The sequence below is a fragment of the Gottschalkiaceae bacterium SANA genome, from assembly GCA_036323355.1.
GTDB lineage: Bacteria > Bacillota > Clostridia > Tissierellales > GPF-1 > GPF-1.
The window spans coordinates 2,317,448-2,335,073 of sequence record AP028876.1 but is presented as its reverse complement, the minus strand read 5'-3'; the positions used below and the strand labels follow the sequence as shown (position 1 = coordinate 2,335,073).

Sequence of the window (17,626 nt, the reverse complement as noted above, 5' to 3'; positions counted from 1 at the left end):
GGTAATACACATGAAAGAGAGCATAATTTAATGAAAACAGGTAAGTGTAAGAAAAATTATTTTTGGCAAGTAGGCATGATAACGGCTGTTATTGTTGCTATTGGTTTTGTACTAATGAATGGTATTCCTTTGTTGACTATTCCAGAGCTAGAGGAAATCTCCTTTATTGAAATAACGGATTACAAATTGGATAATCACAGTAGAAGATTGACAGAAATTGATGATGTGGAAACAGCATTGAATCTAACCAATTTGCTTACCTATTTACCGGGAGAGTCTGATGGGGGAGAACTTGTCATTGAGATGAAGATTCATTTGAAGGACGGGGGTTTGTTTGTCATCAGCGCAAATGAAGAAAGGGCAATGATGAATGGGAAAGAATATCGTCTAAAGGGCGATCATGGGATTGTTTTCATCAATCTTACAGAAGGTATATTCTTCTTTGATGAATTGGTTGAGAGTGAGAGAAACAAATAACGTTTGTGAAAGACTTGTAGCGTTGGGGGGACCGGATGAAAGAGCAAAAGAGTACAATTCAATCATTGAATGCTTTGGCGATTCCCTTGATCATTCAGTCCATTAGTTCAATGATTATTAGCACCACAGATCAGGCAATGATTGGAAGAATTTCAGTTTCAGCCTTTGGAGCAGTGGGGTCGGTGTATCAGTTGATTTACATGCTAGTTGGCATTATGGGTTGCACGGTCATCGTTTTTAATATCAACGGATCAAGGGCCTTGGGAAGACAAGATAAAGAAAGCTTTTGTGATGAATTGATTTCATCTCTATTATTGAGTCTTATTCTGGGTGGGACTCTATTGATTGGAATCATGGTCTTCCATCGGAGTTTGTTAACTGGAATCTTTGGATTTCAAGGTGAAATTTTGTCGGATGCAGAAGCGTATCTTGGTATTGTTAAATGGAGCATTGTGATACAAATGCTCGTCTTTTCGTTCACTACGTATTTTAAGGTAATTCAAAAAACAAAGCATATCTTGTGGGTGTCTCTTATAGCCTCATTGATGAACTTGCTTTTGGATTATGTACTGATTTTCGGCAAATTAGGATTTAAGCCTATGGGAGTACGGGGAGCGGGTTATGCGACAGTGGCTTCTTTGCTTATGAGTCTTTTGGTTTATACACTTATGGCAAGTGGAGATATTCAATTCAAATATAAGCGGATGACAGTGTATTTGAGTCGCATCAAGTTGAATTTTCAGGCGAGTTTGCCCATTATGGGCTTGGAAGTATTGGAGAGCAATGTGTTTATGATGGTGATTACCGCCATTGTCTCACGGCAGGGTGAAGTAGCCCTTGCATCCTATCTTCTGATTGTTCAGGTTATCAGTATCCTACAGATGCCTATGTTTATGTATGCCTCTGCAGCCTTGACGATTGTCAGTGAGAAAATGGAAACAAATTGGCAATTGGTGAAGTCTATACCAAGGTTAGCAGTTGCTTGTGCCTTATGTTTTTATGGAAGTCTTGGCATACTTGGGTTTGGGTTTCGGGAATCAATTTTTGCTTTGATCAACCCGAATTTGAATGTTGTTTCCTTGGCTTCAAGTCTATTTTTTCTTTACCTGCTGGCCAATCTCATGAGAATTCCATCGACAGTCTACTCATACGCTTTGCAGGCAATAGGACTTAGTCGATTTGTGTTATATCGTAGCGCTCTGATCAATGCGATTATATTAGCCTTTGTGTTGGCTTGCGCAACCTTTGCAAAAGGGAATAGCCTTATTTTTCTAATTCTGTGTGCTGTCGCACTGCTTTTAAATTATGGGTTGATTGCACTAGTCGGTAGGAAGCGATTTCTAAAGGAAACTCAGAACTTAGTGAATGAGCATACAGAAGTAAGTTGATGAAGAGGCTTGATTTTAACTTGGGGAAATTCGAGATATCTTTAGGAATGAATAATTAGCTTTTAGACGGCATTTCTATTTGCGGATGCAACTCACCGAATTGGCGGGAGGCGAATAACATTTATTTTCAATTTATTGGGAGAGAAGTCTCTTTATAAAAAGCTGATAAAAAGACAATAAGTCGTGTAAATAAGCCTGAAATATCACCTGCAAGGACTATGACGGGAATCATAAAGATCACTTCATTGCTTGATAGATGATCTGCTTCATATTGTGAGACGGGATGTCAGTAGAAGGGGTAGAATTGAAAACGACTGTGTTATAATGAACGTATTCTAGCGTTATATGGAATTTGTAAAGGTGGTGAGGGCTTTGTTACGCATAGCAATTTGTGATGATGATAAAGTGATTGGGTCGGAAATTGAATCTTTGATTCTCGAGTATCAGCAAATGATTCGCAGTGAATTTGAAATCGAGGTATTCGAATCAGGTGTAGAGCTCTATGCCTATTTGAAAAAAGGAAATTCTGTTGATCTGATTTTTCTTGATATTGAGATGGAGGATATGGATGGGATTGAAATTGGTGAAAAAATTCGGGTGGAAATGAATGATTATCGAACTAGTATTATCTATGTCTCAGGAAAAGATGGCTATGATAGAAAGTTGTTTGATTTTCAACCCCTGCATTTTTTATCAAAACCGATCGAAAAGAAAAAAATCTTTGCAGATTTAGAGCTAGCGATTAAACTATTTAAGAAAAATAATCATATTTTTTCTTTTAAAACGGGTCACGATATGAATCGAATCCCCATGAATAAAATTCTCTATTTTGAATCAAAAGGGCGAAAGGTACGAATTGTAACACTGGAGCAGGAATATCTTTTTTATGGGACCATTGAGCACGTACTTCATGAGTTGCCACAAAAAAGTTTTTTGCAAATCCATCGTTCCTATATCATTAACTATAATCACGTTAAGGTTTTCTCTTATGACAAGGTTATGATGCAAGATAACAAGTGTTTGTCGATCGGACAGAAACGGAGGCAAGCGGTGCGTGACATGCAATTAGAACGTTCAAAGGAGATGACTTCATGGATTTAGGCGTATTTGAATGGACTTTTATTATCACCAATATATTTGGGACTTATACAATTTATAAATTTATGATGGTCTTTTTTAAACGAGACAATGTGAATAAAAAGGTGGAAGCGATTAGCTATGGGCTGTATTGCTTAATCATTGCACTACTCTTTCTTTATTTGAAAATTCCAATTGTCATGTTAGTTTCAAATCTACTATTGTTATTTGGCTTGACGTTCAATTATCAGTCCAATTTATTGAATCGTATTCTATCGATTGTTTTCATTAGCATTATCTTTCTCTGTATAGAAATGATAATTGTTGTGATCACGGGAGCTGTTGATATAACGATCATTCACGAGAGTCGTTTTCAATCAATCTATGGTCTCATTTTAATTAAAATTGTCAGTTATGTGGTTGCATTACTCATGAATAACTTTAAAAGTGTTCGACAAGGAAAGAAGATTCCAGGCTATTATTGGTTTTGTATATTTTTTATACCAACGATCTCATTGTATTTATTGCTCTTGATTTACTCCAAGAATTTAGAAGATAAACATTTGATTTGGAGTATGTTGGGTGTGTTGTTCATTAACTTCTCAGTCTTTTATTTGTATGATAGTCTTTCAAGAGTATTTGCAGAAAATGCTGATAAGCGAGTGATTCAAGCGCAAAATCGCTATTATGAAAAACAATTGTCGGTCATGCAGTCATCATTAAAATCAACTCGAGCTTTGAGACATGATATGAATAATCATTTTACAGCGATTACTTCAATGGCGAAAAAACATAATGCCAAAGATATTACTGACTATGTGTTGGAAATTTCAAATATCCGCAGTTCATATGGTGAATTTGTTTCTACTGGTATTGCAGCATTAGATAGTGTCGTTAATTTTAAAATACAGGAAGCTATGCAAAGTGAAGTGGTGATAACAACAGATATTGTAGTTCCAGAACAGATGCAGATTTCGGCATTTGATCTAACCACAATCCTTGGAAATTTATTGGATAACGCGATTGATGGAACCAAGACGCTAACGGAGAATCGTAGGATTGACATTCAAATACGATGCAGTATGGATCAGTTGTTTATTCATGTAAAGAATACCTTTGATGGACATATAAAAGTGCAACGGGGAAAATTAATGACAAGTAATAAGGATAAAGTCAATCATGGCTTTGGAATTGAGAATATTAAACGAAGTGTTGAAAAATATAGGGGTATTTACGATTATGAGGTCGACGATAAAAAATTTATCGCATCAGTGATTTTATATGTAGCAAGTTGAAGAAGGGGATATTCCCCTTCTTTTTTTTTGATTTCATGGTATATAGAAGGAAATAAACTATTCCGCAGAGAATATATAATAGTTTATAGTATTTCGTTACCAAAAGACTACGTTTCGTTACAAAAACCGGCACAGTGTAGAAAAAATCATATAATTAAATTATAAAAATAGGAGGATGGAAAATGAAAAAAGTTATGTATAAGTTTGCGCATATTTTTGCATCGTTAGCACTATTGGTTACTGTGGTCAATGTGAATTCTAGTTGTTTTTTTATGGCGCATCAACCTGAATTGCCAAAAGGTGCCAATAGGCTGAAAAAGAAAAATCGATAGGGCTGGATGGAAAAAATAATTGATCATTTAATCGAACATGAAATTATTGACAGAGAAGAGTCTGATTTGTATCTTTATGGCTTTAAGCAACTTAAGATCATTGTGTACCATCTTGTCACCTATATTGCGATTGCTTATTGCTATCACGAAATCAGGCTCCTTTTGGTGTTTCTTGCCTTCTTTATCCCCTTACGTTCCTATGCAGGAGGATACCATGCAAGAAGCCAGTTGACTTGCTTTCTACTTTCGGTCACAACAGTCATAGGTGTTTTAACCATATTGAAAATGAACGGGATGGGTATACTTTACTATCAAATAGTAGCACTCGCTTCATATGCAATTATTGCCATATTGGCTCCAAGGGAGAATGAGAACAAACCATATGAAGACGATGACAAACAGGTTTATCGCAAGAGGAGCTTATTGATTTTAAGTATGGATGCTTTGATAGCAATAGGGATGATCGGGTTAGAACTTGAAAAGTTTTTTGCATGTATGAGTCTTGCACTTTTTTTGATTGCATCACTGTTGATTATAGATTGGGCTGTTAAAAACTTGCAAAGACTAACGCATCCTCAGAAAACAGATTAACAGTTATATGTTCAATTATTTTTGAGATTAGACTCATTGTCAGAGATTGAGGCGACCTGTTTAGTCGGTTTGTTTGGATGAGAATACGATCATCGGTATATTTGTAAGGAGAAGTGGAGGGAAAATGGAAAGGTTTGTAGAATTGAAGAAGTTAATATCCGTTGCAAAAGATCAAGTTGAATTCTCAGAATATGGCGATGGGACATCAGAAGAATGGATCAATAAAGCAGAAATGAGATTAGGTTTTACTTTGCCGGAAAGCTACAAATGGTGGTTAAGGTCTTATGGCGGTGGAGAAATACACGGCGAAGAGATATACAGTATTTTTGAAATGGATTTGGATAATATTCGGGAAGGCGATATTGTTTACATGCATGAACTCTATCAGCAAAAGCAGAAGTATAAGAGTAATATTCTTGTGGTTAGTGAATCGGTAGACGATGTGTTCTATTTTAACTTATCAAAGAATAGTGGAGAGAATGAAATGCCCATCTATGCATTGAGCTCGGAAGAAGAGTATGCAAAAGATTTTATTGAGTTTTTGGAAAAACGGATTACAAGAGGCGTCTTGAACCATTAAGTAGATATATTTTCTTTATAGATTCTCGATAAACTCTGTTCGGTTACATGTAAAATGGATCGTGAGTTCTTTTTACAAAGTGTGGCTAGCAACAGGATGAATTCACCTTGCTAATTATTCGGAATTCGAATAATATTGAAAGAGTATGTATTGAATGAAAGCGGGGGAATTTGGGAGATGAAAATAGGGATTATTGGTGCCATGGCAGAAGAAGTGGAAATGCTAAAAGATGAAATGGTTGTAAAAGAGAAGGTCAGCAAAGCCAATATGACTTTCTACGCTGGTGAGCTTTTAGGAAATGAAGTTGTTGTTGTAACCTGTGGAGTCGGGAAAGTCAATGCGGCGGTATGTACACAAATTTTGATTGATAGATTCAGAGCGGATCAAATTATTAACGTTGGTATTGCAGGTGGATTGAACGAAGATATTTACCCAGGAGATATTGTTGTAGCAAACAATTTGGTTCAACATGATGTGGATGTTACTTTTTTCGATATGCCATTGGGGCAAATTTCTCGATTGGATACCTTTGACTTTATGTGTGATGAAGACTTAGTGGAGAAAGCAAAACGTGCGATTGATAAGATTGAGGATGCAAACGGTTTTGTAGGCAGAGTTGTCTCGGGAGATCAATTCATTAGTGATGCGGGAAAACAAAAATTCTTAGGTGAACATTTTCGTGCACATGCCTGTGAAATGGAAGGTGCAAGTATCGGCCAGGTTTGTTACCTGAATAAGATTCCTTTTGTCGTGATTCGTTCAATCTCAGACAATGCGATTAATGGAAGTCATATGGATTATGAAAAATTTTCACCATTGGCAATCAAGAACTCGATTGCAATTCTTACTGATATGTTGAAAAATGTGTAAGAAGGGTCTTCACATGAATGCTGTGGTTAGAGGATTATAAAAAAATGGAAACGAGCATTGAAAGCCATTCTTTTAGAGTGGTTTTTTTTTGCAAATGGGTATTATATTAAATTAAATCGATGTAAATTGTATGAAATTGGCATTTAACTTATAAATCGTGATATTATTAACGTAAGCTTTTGCTTTTTATTTACTAGATTGAAACGTTCTTATTTCGCATAGCTGTTGAATGGAGGGAGAATGATGAAAAAAAACTTGATAGTGGGAATTGTTGTACTCATTGTTTTTTTTAGCGGTTGTCAAACAGAGTCATCTCCCATTAAAATTGGATATGCTGCAGGGATTACAGGGAAATATTCTCAATTGGGTGTGGCGTCCATGTATGGAGCAGAACTTGCGATTGAAGAAATCAATGCCGAGGGTGGTATTCATGGTCGTGAACTCGAATTGATTATTAAAGACGATCGAAGCGATGCTGAAATTGCACGTGAGGTTGATCAAGAATTGATTGATGAAGGTGTAGTTGCAATCGTTGGCCACACAATTAGTTCTATGATTCATACAGTTCCACTTATGAATGAGAATCACATGCTGATGATTTCACCTACGATTGCAACGGATACATTGACGGGGAAAGACGATTATTTTATCCGTGTGATCCCGAGCAATTTTGATCAAGCTGAGAAGCTTGCTGAGGGAATTTTTCAAGATAATCAACAACATATAGCTGTGTTATATGAAAAGAATAATTCAATCTTTACAAAAGTGTTGGCAGATTTTTTCTTGGAAATTGTCGAAAGCAAAGAGAGATCAGTTGATCATATGGTTGCATTTGTAAGCGCTGACGAGCTGGATTATATGGGAATTGCTTCCGATATTAAAGAAAAAGATGTTGATAGTTTGCTTATCCTTGCTTCTGCATACGATGTTGCAGCATTTGCGCAAGCATTGCATATACTAGAGTGTGACGTGACAATCTACATTCCTGCATGGGGGACAACCAACGACCTCTTAGTATATGGGGGGAAAACGGTAGAAAATGTTACAGGAGTGAATTTCTTGGATCTGGAGAGTGAAAATCCCAAATACTTGGCATTTTCAGAATCGTATCGAAAGAAATATCAGATGGAACCTTCATTCTCGGCGGTTTTCACATACGAGTCAATCATGATTTTAAAAGAAGCATTGCTTAATGTGAATGAAATTTCATCTGAAAATATTCGAACATATATTTTGGAACAAGGGAAATTTGGGGGATTGCAGTCGGACATAGTATTTGACGCATATGGAGATGTTGAACGAGAGGTTTATTTGTATCAGGTTAAAGACGGCAAATTCACCATGAAAAAGTAGTAATGAATTGGGGAAGATGATGAGAAAAGGGAAATTTGTATCGCAATTGCGGTTTTATTTTATATTACTTATTTTAATCCCAATTTTATTTGTTTGGGTTTTTGTTTCGATGTTTTTGCGTGCAGATTATTTGGATGATGCTGTACTTGAAAATCGAATTGTGATGGGGAATATTGAAACGATTATTGACGAGACCCTGATCAATGCAGAGACGTCTCTATATTTGATCGGAAATTTGATCATTGAAGAGCATGCGGATGTGGACCAAATATTGAAGGTGTTGGATTCGCACGGCGACCAGTTTGAATTGGTTGAAGTCGTGGATGAAAAGGGAATTCTTTTGAATGCCTATCCATCCACAAATGTTTTGATTGGATCGGATAAGTCAGCGGAATGTTACTATGAAACTTTTGCCACAGGTGCTGATACGTGCTGGTCTTCTAGTTTTATTTCACCACGTTCTGGGAATCCCGTTGTTACTTTGGCGAGACAGATTGGGGATAAGACAATTGTCGGATATGTCAATATCGATCATATCGCAAATGTTGCCGAGAATTTTTCAAAAAACTATAACCACGAGTTTCATATCTCTATCGTTGGATCGCATGGTGAATATATCTCTGCGAAAAACAGAGAGTTTGTTTACCAACGCAGGATCATTAATCGCTTTGATGAAATTTGCAGTATCTACGAAAATGATGAACCCTATGGCACGTTGGATCATTTGGGGGAAAGTACAATTGCAAACGTCACCTATATTGAAAAATCCGGCTGGTATATCATCGTATTCCAGCCATATACTGAAATTATACGAGAAATGACAGAACTTAATCGGGTATTCTTATTGACTGCGATTACGGCTATTCTACTTGGTTTGTTTTATGCATTTCGTCAAGTGAGGAAAATTTCGAGAGAGATGAACAAAATCAGTCAAGAAACCCATACGATTGCGGGCGGTGACTTTAATCACAGTATAGAGATTGATACTTATTCTGAATTCAAGCAGTTGATGGATGATTTCGAAGTTATGAAAGGAAGCATTCGATCTAGGAACGATCAACTTCATACATTGGCCTATCAGGATGCTTTGACAGGTCTGAATAATAAAGCTATGATCTTTGAACAGATTAATCGATGGATTGCAGATAAAGGTATTAAAAACTTCGGATTACTATTTTTGGATATTCGTAAATTTGGAAATATCAATGATGTTTATGGTCATAGAAATGGCGATGCAGCATTGGCTAAATTTGCTGATAGACTTAGACAATTCGAAGTGGATGAGGGTGTAATTGGACGATTCTGGGGAGATAAGTTCATCATTTTAATTCCTAATTTCAAGGGTGTGGATGTTTTACTTGAACGTGCTGAGCGCATACACATAGCATTTGAACAACCAGTTGCTTTTAATAACATTGAAATTCCCATGGCATTTACAATCGGGATGACACAATATCCATTGGATGGAGAAGATCTCAATACATTGATTAGAAACTTAGATCTTGTGATGCACGAGTCGGAAGTGATTGAAACAGGAAGGACCATTCTTTTTAATGAGGAATTGTCTAAAAAGGTTAGGCGAAGAATTGCCATCGAAAACGAACTAGCAAAAGCAATTGACAATCAGGAATTCTGTTTACATCTTCAGCCGCAGATTGAAAGCAAGGGGAAACATATTCGAGGATTTGAGGCTTTGTTGCGATGGGATAACGCTCGGTTAGGGAAAGTTGGCCCTAGTGAATTCATTTTGATTGCAGAACAGAGTGGATTGATCAAACAAATTGATGAATGGGTAATGGAGCATGCATTTGCTGAAATTCAAAAAATCAATAAACTATTTAATAAGGAGTTTTTGATATCGATAAATGTCTCTGCAGCTCAGATTCAAAGAATTGATTTTGCCGACAAAGTGATTGCTCTTATGGACAAGTGGAAGATGAAACCGCAATTGGTCGAATTGGAAATTACGGAACTTTCTATTCTCAACATTATGGATAATGTGACACAAAACATCAATAAATTGAGAGAACAGCAAGTGAAGATCGCTTTGGATGATTTTGGCACAGGATACTCATCGATCAATCATTTGAGTGAAATTCATGTTGACACAATCAAGATTGATCGGTCTCTTATGAATAATATCGATAAGAGTCAGCGTAAGTGGATTATTGTTAAGAATCTCTATAACATATCCAAACAATTAAAGTATGATGTGGTGTTAGAGGGGGTAGAAACAGAAAATCAAATATCCTTTTTAAAGCAATTGAAAGAAGTGTATATCCAAGGATACTATTATTGTAAACCGCAACCGATTGAAGAATTGATTGCCTATATTCAAAAATGGCAAAAAGAAGCAAATGAGCAAGCCTGATTTTTTCGGGCTTGTTTTTTTAGCGATTCCAGCAGGAACAAGACGATTTTGGGTTAAAGAATCTGCATAGATTGCGTAGAGACCTAGCCATTAAATAGCAGTTGACAAAAAGCAAGAAGTCATTGAAAATAAGATGATGAGTCATAATAAAGCAAGATAGACTGAATAAGAAAAAGGTAGGACAATTGGAAGATGAAAAATAGAACGAAAGCAATCATATTCTTAATTATGGCATCTATGTTATGGAGCACAGGTGGCGTATTGATCAAGTACATCCCATGGAGTCCAATCACCATTGCGGGTATGCGTAGCGGTATTGCGGCGGTTGTTATGATGGCTTATATTCGCAAGCCGATAAAACTAAAGAAGTTTAAAGTTGTTGGCAGTATATTTTATTGTGCCATGATGATTTTGTTTGTCACTGCAACCAAGATGACCACTGCAGCCAATGCGATTCTGTTGCAGTATTCAGCACCAATTTGGGTTGCAATTTTATCCGGGATTATATTGAAAGAAAAGATTCAAAAAAGAGAATGGGTGACGATCGCGGTTGTTATGGGCGGCATGATTCTTTTCTTTATGGGAGACTTGCAAACCGGTGCTATGCTAGGGAATGGACTGGCTGTATTATCTGGAATTGCTTTTGCCGGTGCAATTGTTTCGCTGAAATTGGTGAAAGATAGTTCGCCAGCGGAAATTCCTTTACTAGGTAATCTGTTGACATTTTTAGTTTGTTTGCCATTTTTATCGGGCATTACACTTGATATAAAAAGTGTTTTGGCAATTTTAGTACTGGGAATTTTTCAAATTGGAATTGCTTATATCTTATTCACGGAAGGAAGCCGGTATGTATCGGCGATTGAAGCGGTCTTGATTGCCGTGATTGAACCCTTGTTGAATCCGGTTTGGGTATTTTTCTTTAATGGAGAAGTGCCTGGTGGCATGGCGATTATCGGTGGGACCGTGGTTGTAATTGCGATTGTGTGGAATAATATTCAAAAGAGCAAGATTGGAATTGAAAGCAAAAATACCTAAGGATAAAGGAGAGTATGATGGAAATTAAACGTTTTGAGGGAACTGGAAGAATGAGTCGAGCGGTTGTTCATAATAATACCGTTTACTTGTGTGGACAAACTTGTGGGGACGAAGTTGGTATTCAGGGACAAACGAAGGTAACTCTTCAGAAAATCGAGGACTTATTGGACAAGTATGGTTCTGACAAGCAGCATATCTTGTCAGTGACGATCTATATTCGGGATATGAAGGACTTTGCAGCCATGAATGAGGTTTGGGATGCATGGGTAGAAGATGGTCACGAACCGGCACGCGCATGTGTCGAAGCGAGAATGGCGAGAGATACTTTACTTGTAGAAATGTCGGTAACAGCGGCGACTAAATAGACATAAAGAGAGGAAGGTGAAAAAAATCACCTTCCTTTTTTATTTAGTTAGAGAACCCAAGATCCCTCTAACGAGAGCTCGACCCGCTTGGGTACCTATGGAGGAAGCGGTCGATTTTAGGAATTTTTCCATGGTAGAATCGGATCGTCTTCCTTTTTTCGTTGCGCTTTTAAAAATATTTCCTAACATGCTTTCCTTTTCTGGTTCAGGTTTTCTTTTTACTGATTTTTGTTTTGTTTGTTTTTCTGTTTCTTCTTTTTTTGCTGCCAAGTGTTCTGCTTTTTGAGTTAGCATCTCGTAGGCGGACGGCCGGTCAACGCTTTGATTATATTTGGTCCCGATATAGGACATGCCAATGTATCGTTTTAAAGCCTCTGGATCAGAGGCGGGACCGATCTTGCTTTTTGGCGGCATAATATAGGCTCGTTCGACAATCCCTGGAATTCCTTTTTCATCCAAGAAGGAGAGGAGGGCTTCCCCTACACCTAGATTGGTTATGACATCCGCTGTATCAAAGTCTGGGTTCTGGCGGAAGGTATCCGCAGCTGTGTCTACCGCTTTTTTATCTCGCGGTGTATAGGCGCGTAAAGCGTGTTGAACACGATTCCCCAGTTGACCCAAAACAGAATCTGGAATATCCAAAGGCGTTTGGGTGATAAAGTAAACACCAACCCCTTTTGAACGAATTAACTTAACGACTTGCTCGAATTTTTCTAGTAAATAATCCGACATATCATCGAAGATGAGGTGGGCTTCGTCAAAAAAGAAGACGAGGCGTGGCTTTTCGACGTCGCCGACTTCATCCAGTTCTTCAAAAAGCTCGGAAAGAAGCCAAAGTAAGAAGGTGGAGTAGAGGCTTGGAGACATGGACAATTGAGAGGATGCCAAAACATTGATCATGCCTCGTCCTAGGTTGTCAACAACCATTAAATCGTTAATGTCTAAAGCGGGTTCCCCGAAGAAGTTTTCGATGCCTTCTTGTTCCAAAACCATTAGTTTTCGCTTGATGGCGCCAATTGAGGCAGAACTAATGGTTCTGTATTCATCCGGAAGTTCTTTTTTATGAAGGGACACAAAATTAATCGTTGCCATTAAATCTTTGAAATCCAATAAAAGCAAACCTTCTTCATCTACATAATTAAATAGGGTGTAAAGCACAGAGGTTTGCACATCGTTTAGATCGAGCAGCTTGGAGATCATCAGTGGACCCATGTCAGAAACGGTCGTTCTTACCGGATGACCTTCCTTTCCAAAGATATCCCAAAAGGTAGTTGGGTAGGTTGTGAATGCAGCAGATTCGAGACCGATCAAATCCAATCTTTCGCGAAATCTTTTGCTTTCTGATCCTTCTTCGATAAACCCAGTCAAATCGCCTTTCACATCTTGCAAGAAAACGGGAACACCGAGTTCACTGAACTGTTCAGCTAAGACCTTTAGGGTAACTGTTTTTCCTGTACCGGTTGCACCAGTGATTAGGCCGTGTCGATTGGCCATTTTGGGAACCATAGAAACAAATTCATTATTTTGTATTCCGATCTTCATAAGCGCCTCCCATATGTTTGAATGCTATTCCTATTTATATCATTCGCTTATAACTAGAAAATAATCAAAAATATGGACGTTTATGGATAATTAATTTTTGGTCTTCACCTTGGTGGTTCCATAGACCCCGATCAGAATCATGATACTTCCAGCCAATTTAATTAGGTTGAAAGGTTCATGAAGAATAAATACGCCAGCGAAGATCGCAACAACCGTAGTTAAATTGGCTAATATGGCTGCCTTTGTTGCTTGAACTTTGGAAAGTACAAAGTTCATAAAGAAGAAGGCAATGACAGAAGATAAAACACCTAGGTAAAGCAATGCACCTAAGATATTTAAATCCATCAAGGGAGCAAAATAATTGCCAAGCCCACCATATTGTAAGGTACGGGCCATGCCAATGATGTTGAAGACGATGGCACCTACCCACATCATAACAAAGGTGATTTCAATGGGCGTAAAATTGGTGGAGTATTTTCGCGACAAGATCTGATAAATTGCTGCAGAGCCCACCGCACCCAATAATAAGAGAGTACCGAGCATATTATCTGACGAGAATCGAACATCGGAGTTAATGACTAAAACGCCTAAAATGGATAGGCCGATAAAGAGCATTTGTTTATTATTGGTACGTTCTTTTAAAAACAGCATGGCAAGGAGAGATACTGCAACAGGAACAAAAGCAATCATGACGCCTGCTTGAGAAGCTGTTGAACGCGCGATGCCAAAGGTTTCAAATATAAAATAGGCTATTGGTTGAACGGACGACAAGATCAAAAGAAGAGCGACCTTTTTCCCTCGATAATCAATGCGAACAAACTTCAAAGCGACACAAAGGGTGAGGGCGATTGCAGCAAAACCAAAGCGCAAGCCTAATAGATGAAAGGGATCAGAAATTTTTTCTAACGTAATTCGTGTAAACATAAATGAAAATCCGAAAATAATAGATGGAATGGTACCGATGATCATGGGATGAATCTTCCGCATAAGGCCTCCTGAATGATAGATTATAAAAATTGACTTAGATTGAGTATAGCATGAAATGAAGGATTATAGAGTTTGGTTTTGTTATCTAGGATAAAGATTGCAGCCTAAGGTCTTATTTGATTTAATGGAGACAAGAAGGTTATGAAATGAATTCCTTTTTAAGGAGGTCATCATGAGACCATTATCTTATTCGTTTACCACAATTGAAGATCCGCCACGGGTGAAAGTCGGCGCAAAGGCGCATGCTTTAATTCTACTTACACAGAAAAACTTTAGGGTTCCAGACGGACTGGTTTTAACCATTGATTTTTTTGAACCGTGGCTGCAAGAAATCACAAGCACACAAGAGTGGACAGAAGCAAAGGAAAACCCCCAAAAAGAAAAATGCGATCGTCTTAAAATACGGGCGGGGGCTTTGGCTTTTACTATAGAGCAACAGGATCTGATCAATGAGGCACTTGCCATACTGGGTGAAGAGGGATTATTCGCAGTACGTTCTTCCTCCCCAGAAGAAGATCAATTCGACAATAGTTTTGCCGGTATGTACAAGACATTTTTAGGAGTTAAGTCAGGTGATCTAGGAAATCGTATTCGGCAGGTTTTTATTTCTTTATTTGATTATCGGGTGATGTCCTATAAAAGCCAAGTAGGGATCAGCCATAAGAAACTAGGGATGGCTGTAATTGTTCAAGTACAATTGAATTCCGAAATCAGTGGGGTTGGTTTTTCCTTGAATCCACAAAATAATGCCTATGACGAAGCTGTAATCAATGCGAGCTTTGGTCTAGGGGAAGCGATTGTGAGTGGACTTGTTACACCAGATATCTATGTTGTAGAAAAATTTAAAAACCGAATTCTTGAAAAAAAAGTCAATTATAAGGAAAAGGGAATCTGGCTACATGCAGAGGGTGGCCTTGATCAAGGGCCATGCAAAAATCCGAAAGCACAAGCTTTAAGTGATGAAAGAATTGTAGGGGTTGCAGAATTGATTGGTCGTTGTGAGTCTCATTATGGCGTACCGGTCGACATTGAATGGGCATATGAAAAAAATGAACTCTATCTGTTGCAAGTGCGGCCGATTACCACACATATTCCAATCTTTCCAGAGATGATGACAGAACCCGGAGAACGGAAAAAACTCTATGTGGATCTCTTGAATGTATCCCAAGGATTTGCTGAGCCTCTATCCGTTTTGGGCTTGGATATTTGGGCCAAGGTGATGGGCATGATCGGGGGCCAAGGGATTATGCCGTCCGGCGAAGGCGGTTACCTATTGAATCTTCATGGACGGCAATATTTTCATGTATCCAATATGTTGAAAGGCATGGGAAACCGATTGGGGATTGTTACTGTCGGTAATCACGATTTGGTGATTAAGGAACAGAAAGAAAAGATAATTAGAGAATACAAGACCCTATATAAAACAAAAGAGATGCGTCAGGCGAAATGGGCCATGGTTAAGGTTGCATTCACAATGCTTCCCATGATGATTGGCATGTTGCTCAATCCAAAAAAACAAGAAATTCTATATACAAAATTATCTGAAGTATTTATGGATCAAGTGAAGCATTTGGAAGTGGTCCAAGGTTTTGGTCAGGTTGTTGAGAATGGGTTTGAGCATTTGCAGATTGTCATGAAACACAGCGCCACCTACGCACCAGGCGAACTCGCCATGAGCAGGATTAAACGATTGTTCAAAGGGAAAGGGCTAGAGGATGAGATTGCGGCGATCCAAATGATGATAACTAGCAATCCGACGGTTGCTATGGGGAAAAGCCAGGTTGCATTGGCCTGCCAACCTGAACTTCAAGAAACCAAGGATGGAAAAGAATTTGAAGATCGGATTCTTTCGAAGACCTATTCTAAGGATTTTTTGGAAAAGGTGGAAAAGCATGCATCTTTGTATGGGGATCGCGGATTCAAAGAAATTGATATTGCGACTCCACGCTTACGAAATCAGATGAAAGACTTATATGAGCAATTGAGTCGAATCCATATTGACGACAATCAGTTGATCCATGCTGAGAAGCGAAAAATGAAGGCTTATGAAGGCTTAAGGAACGAAGCAAAGAAAATAGGCAAGCTTAGAAAGTTTGATAAGAATGCGGAAGTGTATGAGCGGCTATTTGGATTTCGGGAAACACCCAAGTACATGGTGGCTATTTTGATTGGACGGCTACATGACCTGGCGATGGAAGTAGGTGAGGACCTTGTGCGCCAGGGGAGGCTTACATCTGCCGATGAAATCTTTGATTTGCATCTAGACGAAATTGAAAAAGTAGAACATGATTTTGATTTTTCTTTGAAGGACGCGCGAGAAAAAAACCTGACTCCTTATCGACGAGTTGCCCATATAAAAAAATGGCCGACGAATATTGATAGCCGTGGGAAAATTCTTTTTTTGAAACGGAAGAGTACGACGGACGGGTTGATTGGAGAGGCAATTTCAAGAGGGGTTGTACGAGGCCGTGCCAAGGTACTTCATAGTCCTTATGAAAAGTCCATTGAAGCGGGAGAGATTTTGGTGACCCATGCAACAGAACCCGCATGGACGCCGATCTTTATCAATGCTGCGGGGGTTGTTCTTGAAATTGGAGGCATTCTTCAACATGGGGCGATTATCGCCAGAGAATATGGCATTCCATGTGTCAGTGGGATCCGTGACGCATGCCAAATGATTCAAGATGGAGACTTAATTGAAGTTGACGGCACCCAAGGCGTGGTACGAATTATAAAAGAATAGGAAGTGGATAAAATGAAAACCACCTGATTATTTTCAGGTGGTTTTTTGGGGATTATTTTTCGTTCTTATGTTCAACGATCAGAGAGTAACAAGTTACTTTTTTCGTATTCGCTCTTTTCTCTTTCTTTTGAGCAAATCGGTTGATAAATTCTATCATTTCAATTCGTTCTTCTTCGGTTAAGTAGAGATCATTTGAGGCCATTTGAATGGAGCGATTGTCGTTGTTCAAATCGCTAACGAGTTCTATCATTTCATCCAAGGAATCGAGGACGATGGTGGCCTGGTGCTTCATAATTTTCTTTTTGACGATCGAATCTCCATCTTTTCCATATTGGACTCGAAAGCTTTCGCTGACTAGCCGATAATACTTTGCGGTGATTCCATGTATGTTCTCAGTATGATCTAAAGATAACAAGCCGATTTTAATCAGCATTTTTCCATGGTATGTTACCTTGGAAGAATGATCACCAAGCATGTCGCCGATCTGCTTAAAAGTAGCTGTCTGATTTTCACATTGACTGAATGCTGTAATAATCTTCATGCGGTACGAATGGTAGATGATATTAAATTCTTCTTCTGTCTTCACAAAAAATGGCTGCATCAAATCGCTCCTTTTTCGT

Annotated in this window: 16 protein-coding genes; 13 read left to right on the top strand and 3 right to left on the bottom strand. The window is 38.4% G+C overall.

All coding sequences use genetic code 11. The annotated features are described in order from the left end of the window. Positions 1-30: 30 nt before the first annotated feature. The 12 genes from AC25CA_RS11145 to AC25CA_RS11090 all read left to right on the top strand — a co-directional run bounded on the left by AC25CA_RS11145 (position 31) and on the right by AC25CA_RS11090 (position 11,734). The gene (locus AC25CA_RS11145; RefSeq protein WP_486813900.1) at positions 31-477 is read left to right on the top strand and encodes a hypothetical protein; all 447 of its coding nucleotides are present in this window, start codon (positions 31-33) and stop codon (positions 475-477) included. 35 nt (positions 478-512) lie between these two features. Then, positions 513-1,865 carry an MATE family efflux transporter gene (locus tag AC25CA_RS11140; protein ID WP_486813899.1) on the top strand — a complete coding sequence of 451 codons (1,353 nt, stop codon included), beginning with the start codon at positions 513-515 and terminating at the stop codon, positions 1,863-1,865. 372 nt (positions 1,866-2,237) lie between these two features. Continuing rightward, the gene (locus AC25CA_RS11135) at positions 2,238-2,966 is read left to right on the top strand and encodes a LytR/AlgR family response regulator transcription factor (protein ID WP_486813898.1); all 729 of its coding nucleotides are present in this window, start codon (positions 2,238-2,240) and stop codon (positions 2,964-2,966) included. Beyond that, positions 2,957-4,237 (top strand): GHKL domain-containing protein, encoded by a 1,281-nt coding sequence (locus tag AC25CA_RS11130; RefSeq protein WP_486813897.1) that lies wholly within the window; start codon positions 2,957-2,959, stop codon positions 4,235-4,237. The genes AC25CA_RS11135 and AC25CA_RS11130 overlap by 10 nt, the downstream gene beginning before the upstream one ends. A gap of 182 nt (positions 4,238-4,419) precedes the next feature. Then, the gene (locus tag AC25CA_RS11125; protein WP_486813896.1) at positions 4,420-4,569 is read left to right on the top strand and encodes a cyclic lactone autoinducer peptide; all 150 of its coding nucleotides are present in this window, start codon (positions 4,420-4,422) and stop codon (positions 4,567-4,569) included. A 6-nt stretch (positions 4,570-4,575) separates the two neighbouring features. Then, entirely contained in the window at positions 4,576-5,160 is a 585-nt protein-coding gene (locus AC25CA_RS11120; RefSeq protein ID WP_486813895.1) for an accessory gene regulator B family protein, read from the top strand. 124 nt (positions 5,161-5,284) lie between these two features. Continuing rightward, complete coding sequence (locus AC25CA_RS11115; protein WP_486813894.1) at positions 5,285-5,740, top strand: SMI1/KNR4 family protein; 456 nt, start codon at positions 5,285-5,287, stop codon at positions 5,738-5,740. 177 nt (positions 5,741-5,917) lie between these two features. After that, complete coding sequence (locus tag AC25CA_RS11110) at positions 5,918-6,610, top strand: 5'-methylthioadenosine/adenosylhomocysteine nucleosidase (protein WP_486813893.1); 693 nt, start codon at positions 5,918-5,920, stop codon at positions 6,608-6,610. Between the two features lie 240 nt (positions 6,611-6,850). Further along, positions 6,851-7,963: an ABC transporter substrate-binding protein gene (locus AC25CA_RS11105; RefSeq protein WP_486813892.1), complete on the top strand. Its 1,113-nt coding sequence runs from the start codon at positions 6,851-6,853 to the stop codon at positions 7,961-7,963. 16 nt (positions 7,964-7,979) lie between these two features. After that, positions 7,980-10,334 (top strand): bifunctional diguanylate cyclase/phosphodiesterase, encoded by a 2,355-nt coding sequence (locus AC25CA_RS11100; protein ID WP_486813891.1) that lies wholly within the window; start codon positions 7,980-7,982, stop codon positions 10,332-10,334. 192 nt (positions 10,335-10,526) lie between these two features. Further along, positions 10,527-11,369, top strand: coding sequence for a DMT family transporter (locus AC25CA_RS11095; RefSeq protein ID WP_486813890.1), 843 nt, complete (start codon positions 10,527-10,529; stop codon positions 11,367-11,369). A gap of 14 nt (positions 11,370-11,383) precedes the next feature. Next, a complete protein-coding gene (locus AC25CA_RS11090) occupies positions 11,384-11,734 on the top strand; it encodes a RidA family protein (RefSeq protein WP_486813889.1) in 351 nt (116 codons plus the stop codon). A 39-nt stretch (positions 11,735-11,773) separates the two neighbouring features. Here AC25CA_RS11090 and AC25CA_RS11085 read toward each other — a convergent pair whose 3' ends face one another. Together AC25CA_RS11085 and AC25CA_RS11080 are read right to left on the bottom strand one after the other, a co-directional pair. Continuing rightward, the gene (locus AC25CA_RS11085; protein WP_486813888.1) at positions 11,774-13,276 is read right to left on the bottom strand and encodes a helicase HerA-like domain-containing protein; all 1,503 of its coding nucleotides are present in this window, start codon (positions 13,274-13,276) and stop codon (positions 11,774-11,776) included. 90 nt (positions 13,277-13,366) lie between these two features. After that, positions 13,367-14,263, bottom strand: a complete 897-nt coding sequence (locus AC25CA_RS11080) for a DMT family transporter (protein WP_486813887.1) — start codon at positions 14,261-14,263, stop codon at positions 13,367-13,369. Positions 14,264-14,435: 172 nt separating this feature from the next. Between AC25CA_RS11080 and AC25CA_RS11075 the strand changes: the two genes are divergently transcribed. Then, the gene (locus tag AC25CA_RS11075; RefSeq protein WP_486813886.1) at positions 14,436-17,006 is read left to right on the top strand and encodes a PEP/pyruvate-binding domain-containing protein; all 2,571 of its coding nucleotides are present in this window, start codon (positions 14,436-14,438) and stop codon (positions 17,004-17,006) included. Between the two features lie 52 nt (positions 17,007-17,058). Here the strand turns inward: AC25CA_RS11075 and AC25CA_RS11070 are convergent, their stop codons facing one another. Next, positions 17,059-17,607, bottom strand: a complete 549-nt coding sequence (locus AC25CA_RS11070) for a hypothetical protein (RefSeq protein ID WP_486813885.1) — start codon at positions 17,605-17,607, stop codon at positions 17,059-17,061. Between the last annotated feature and the right edge of the window lie 19 nt (positions 17,608-17,626).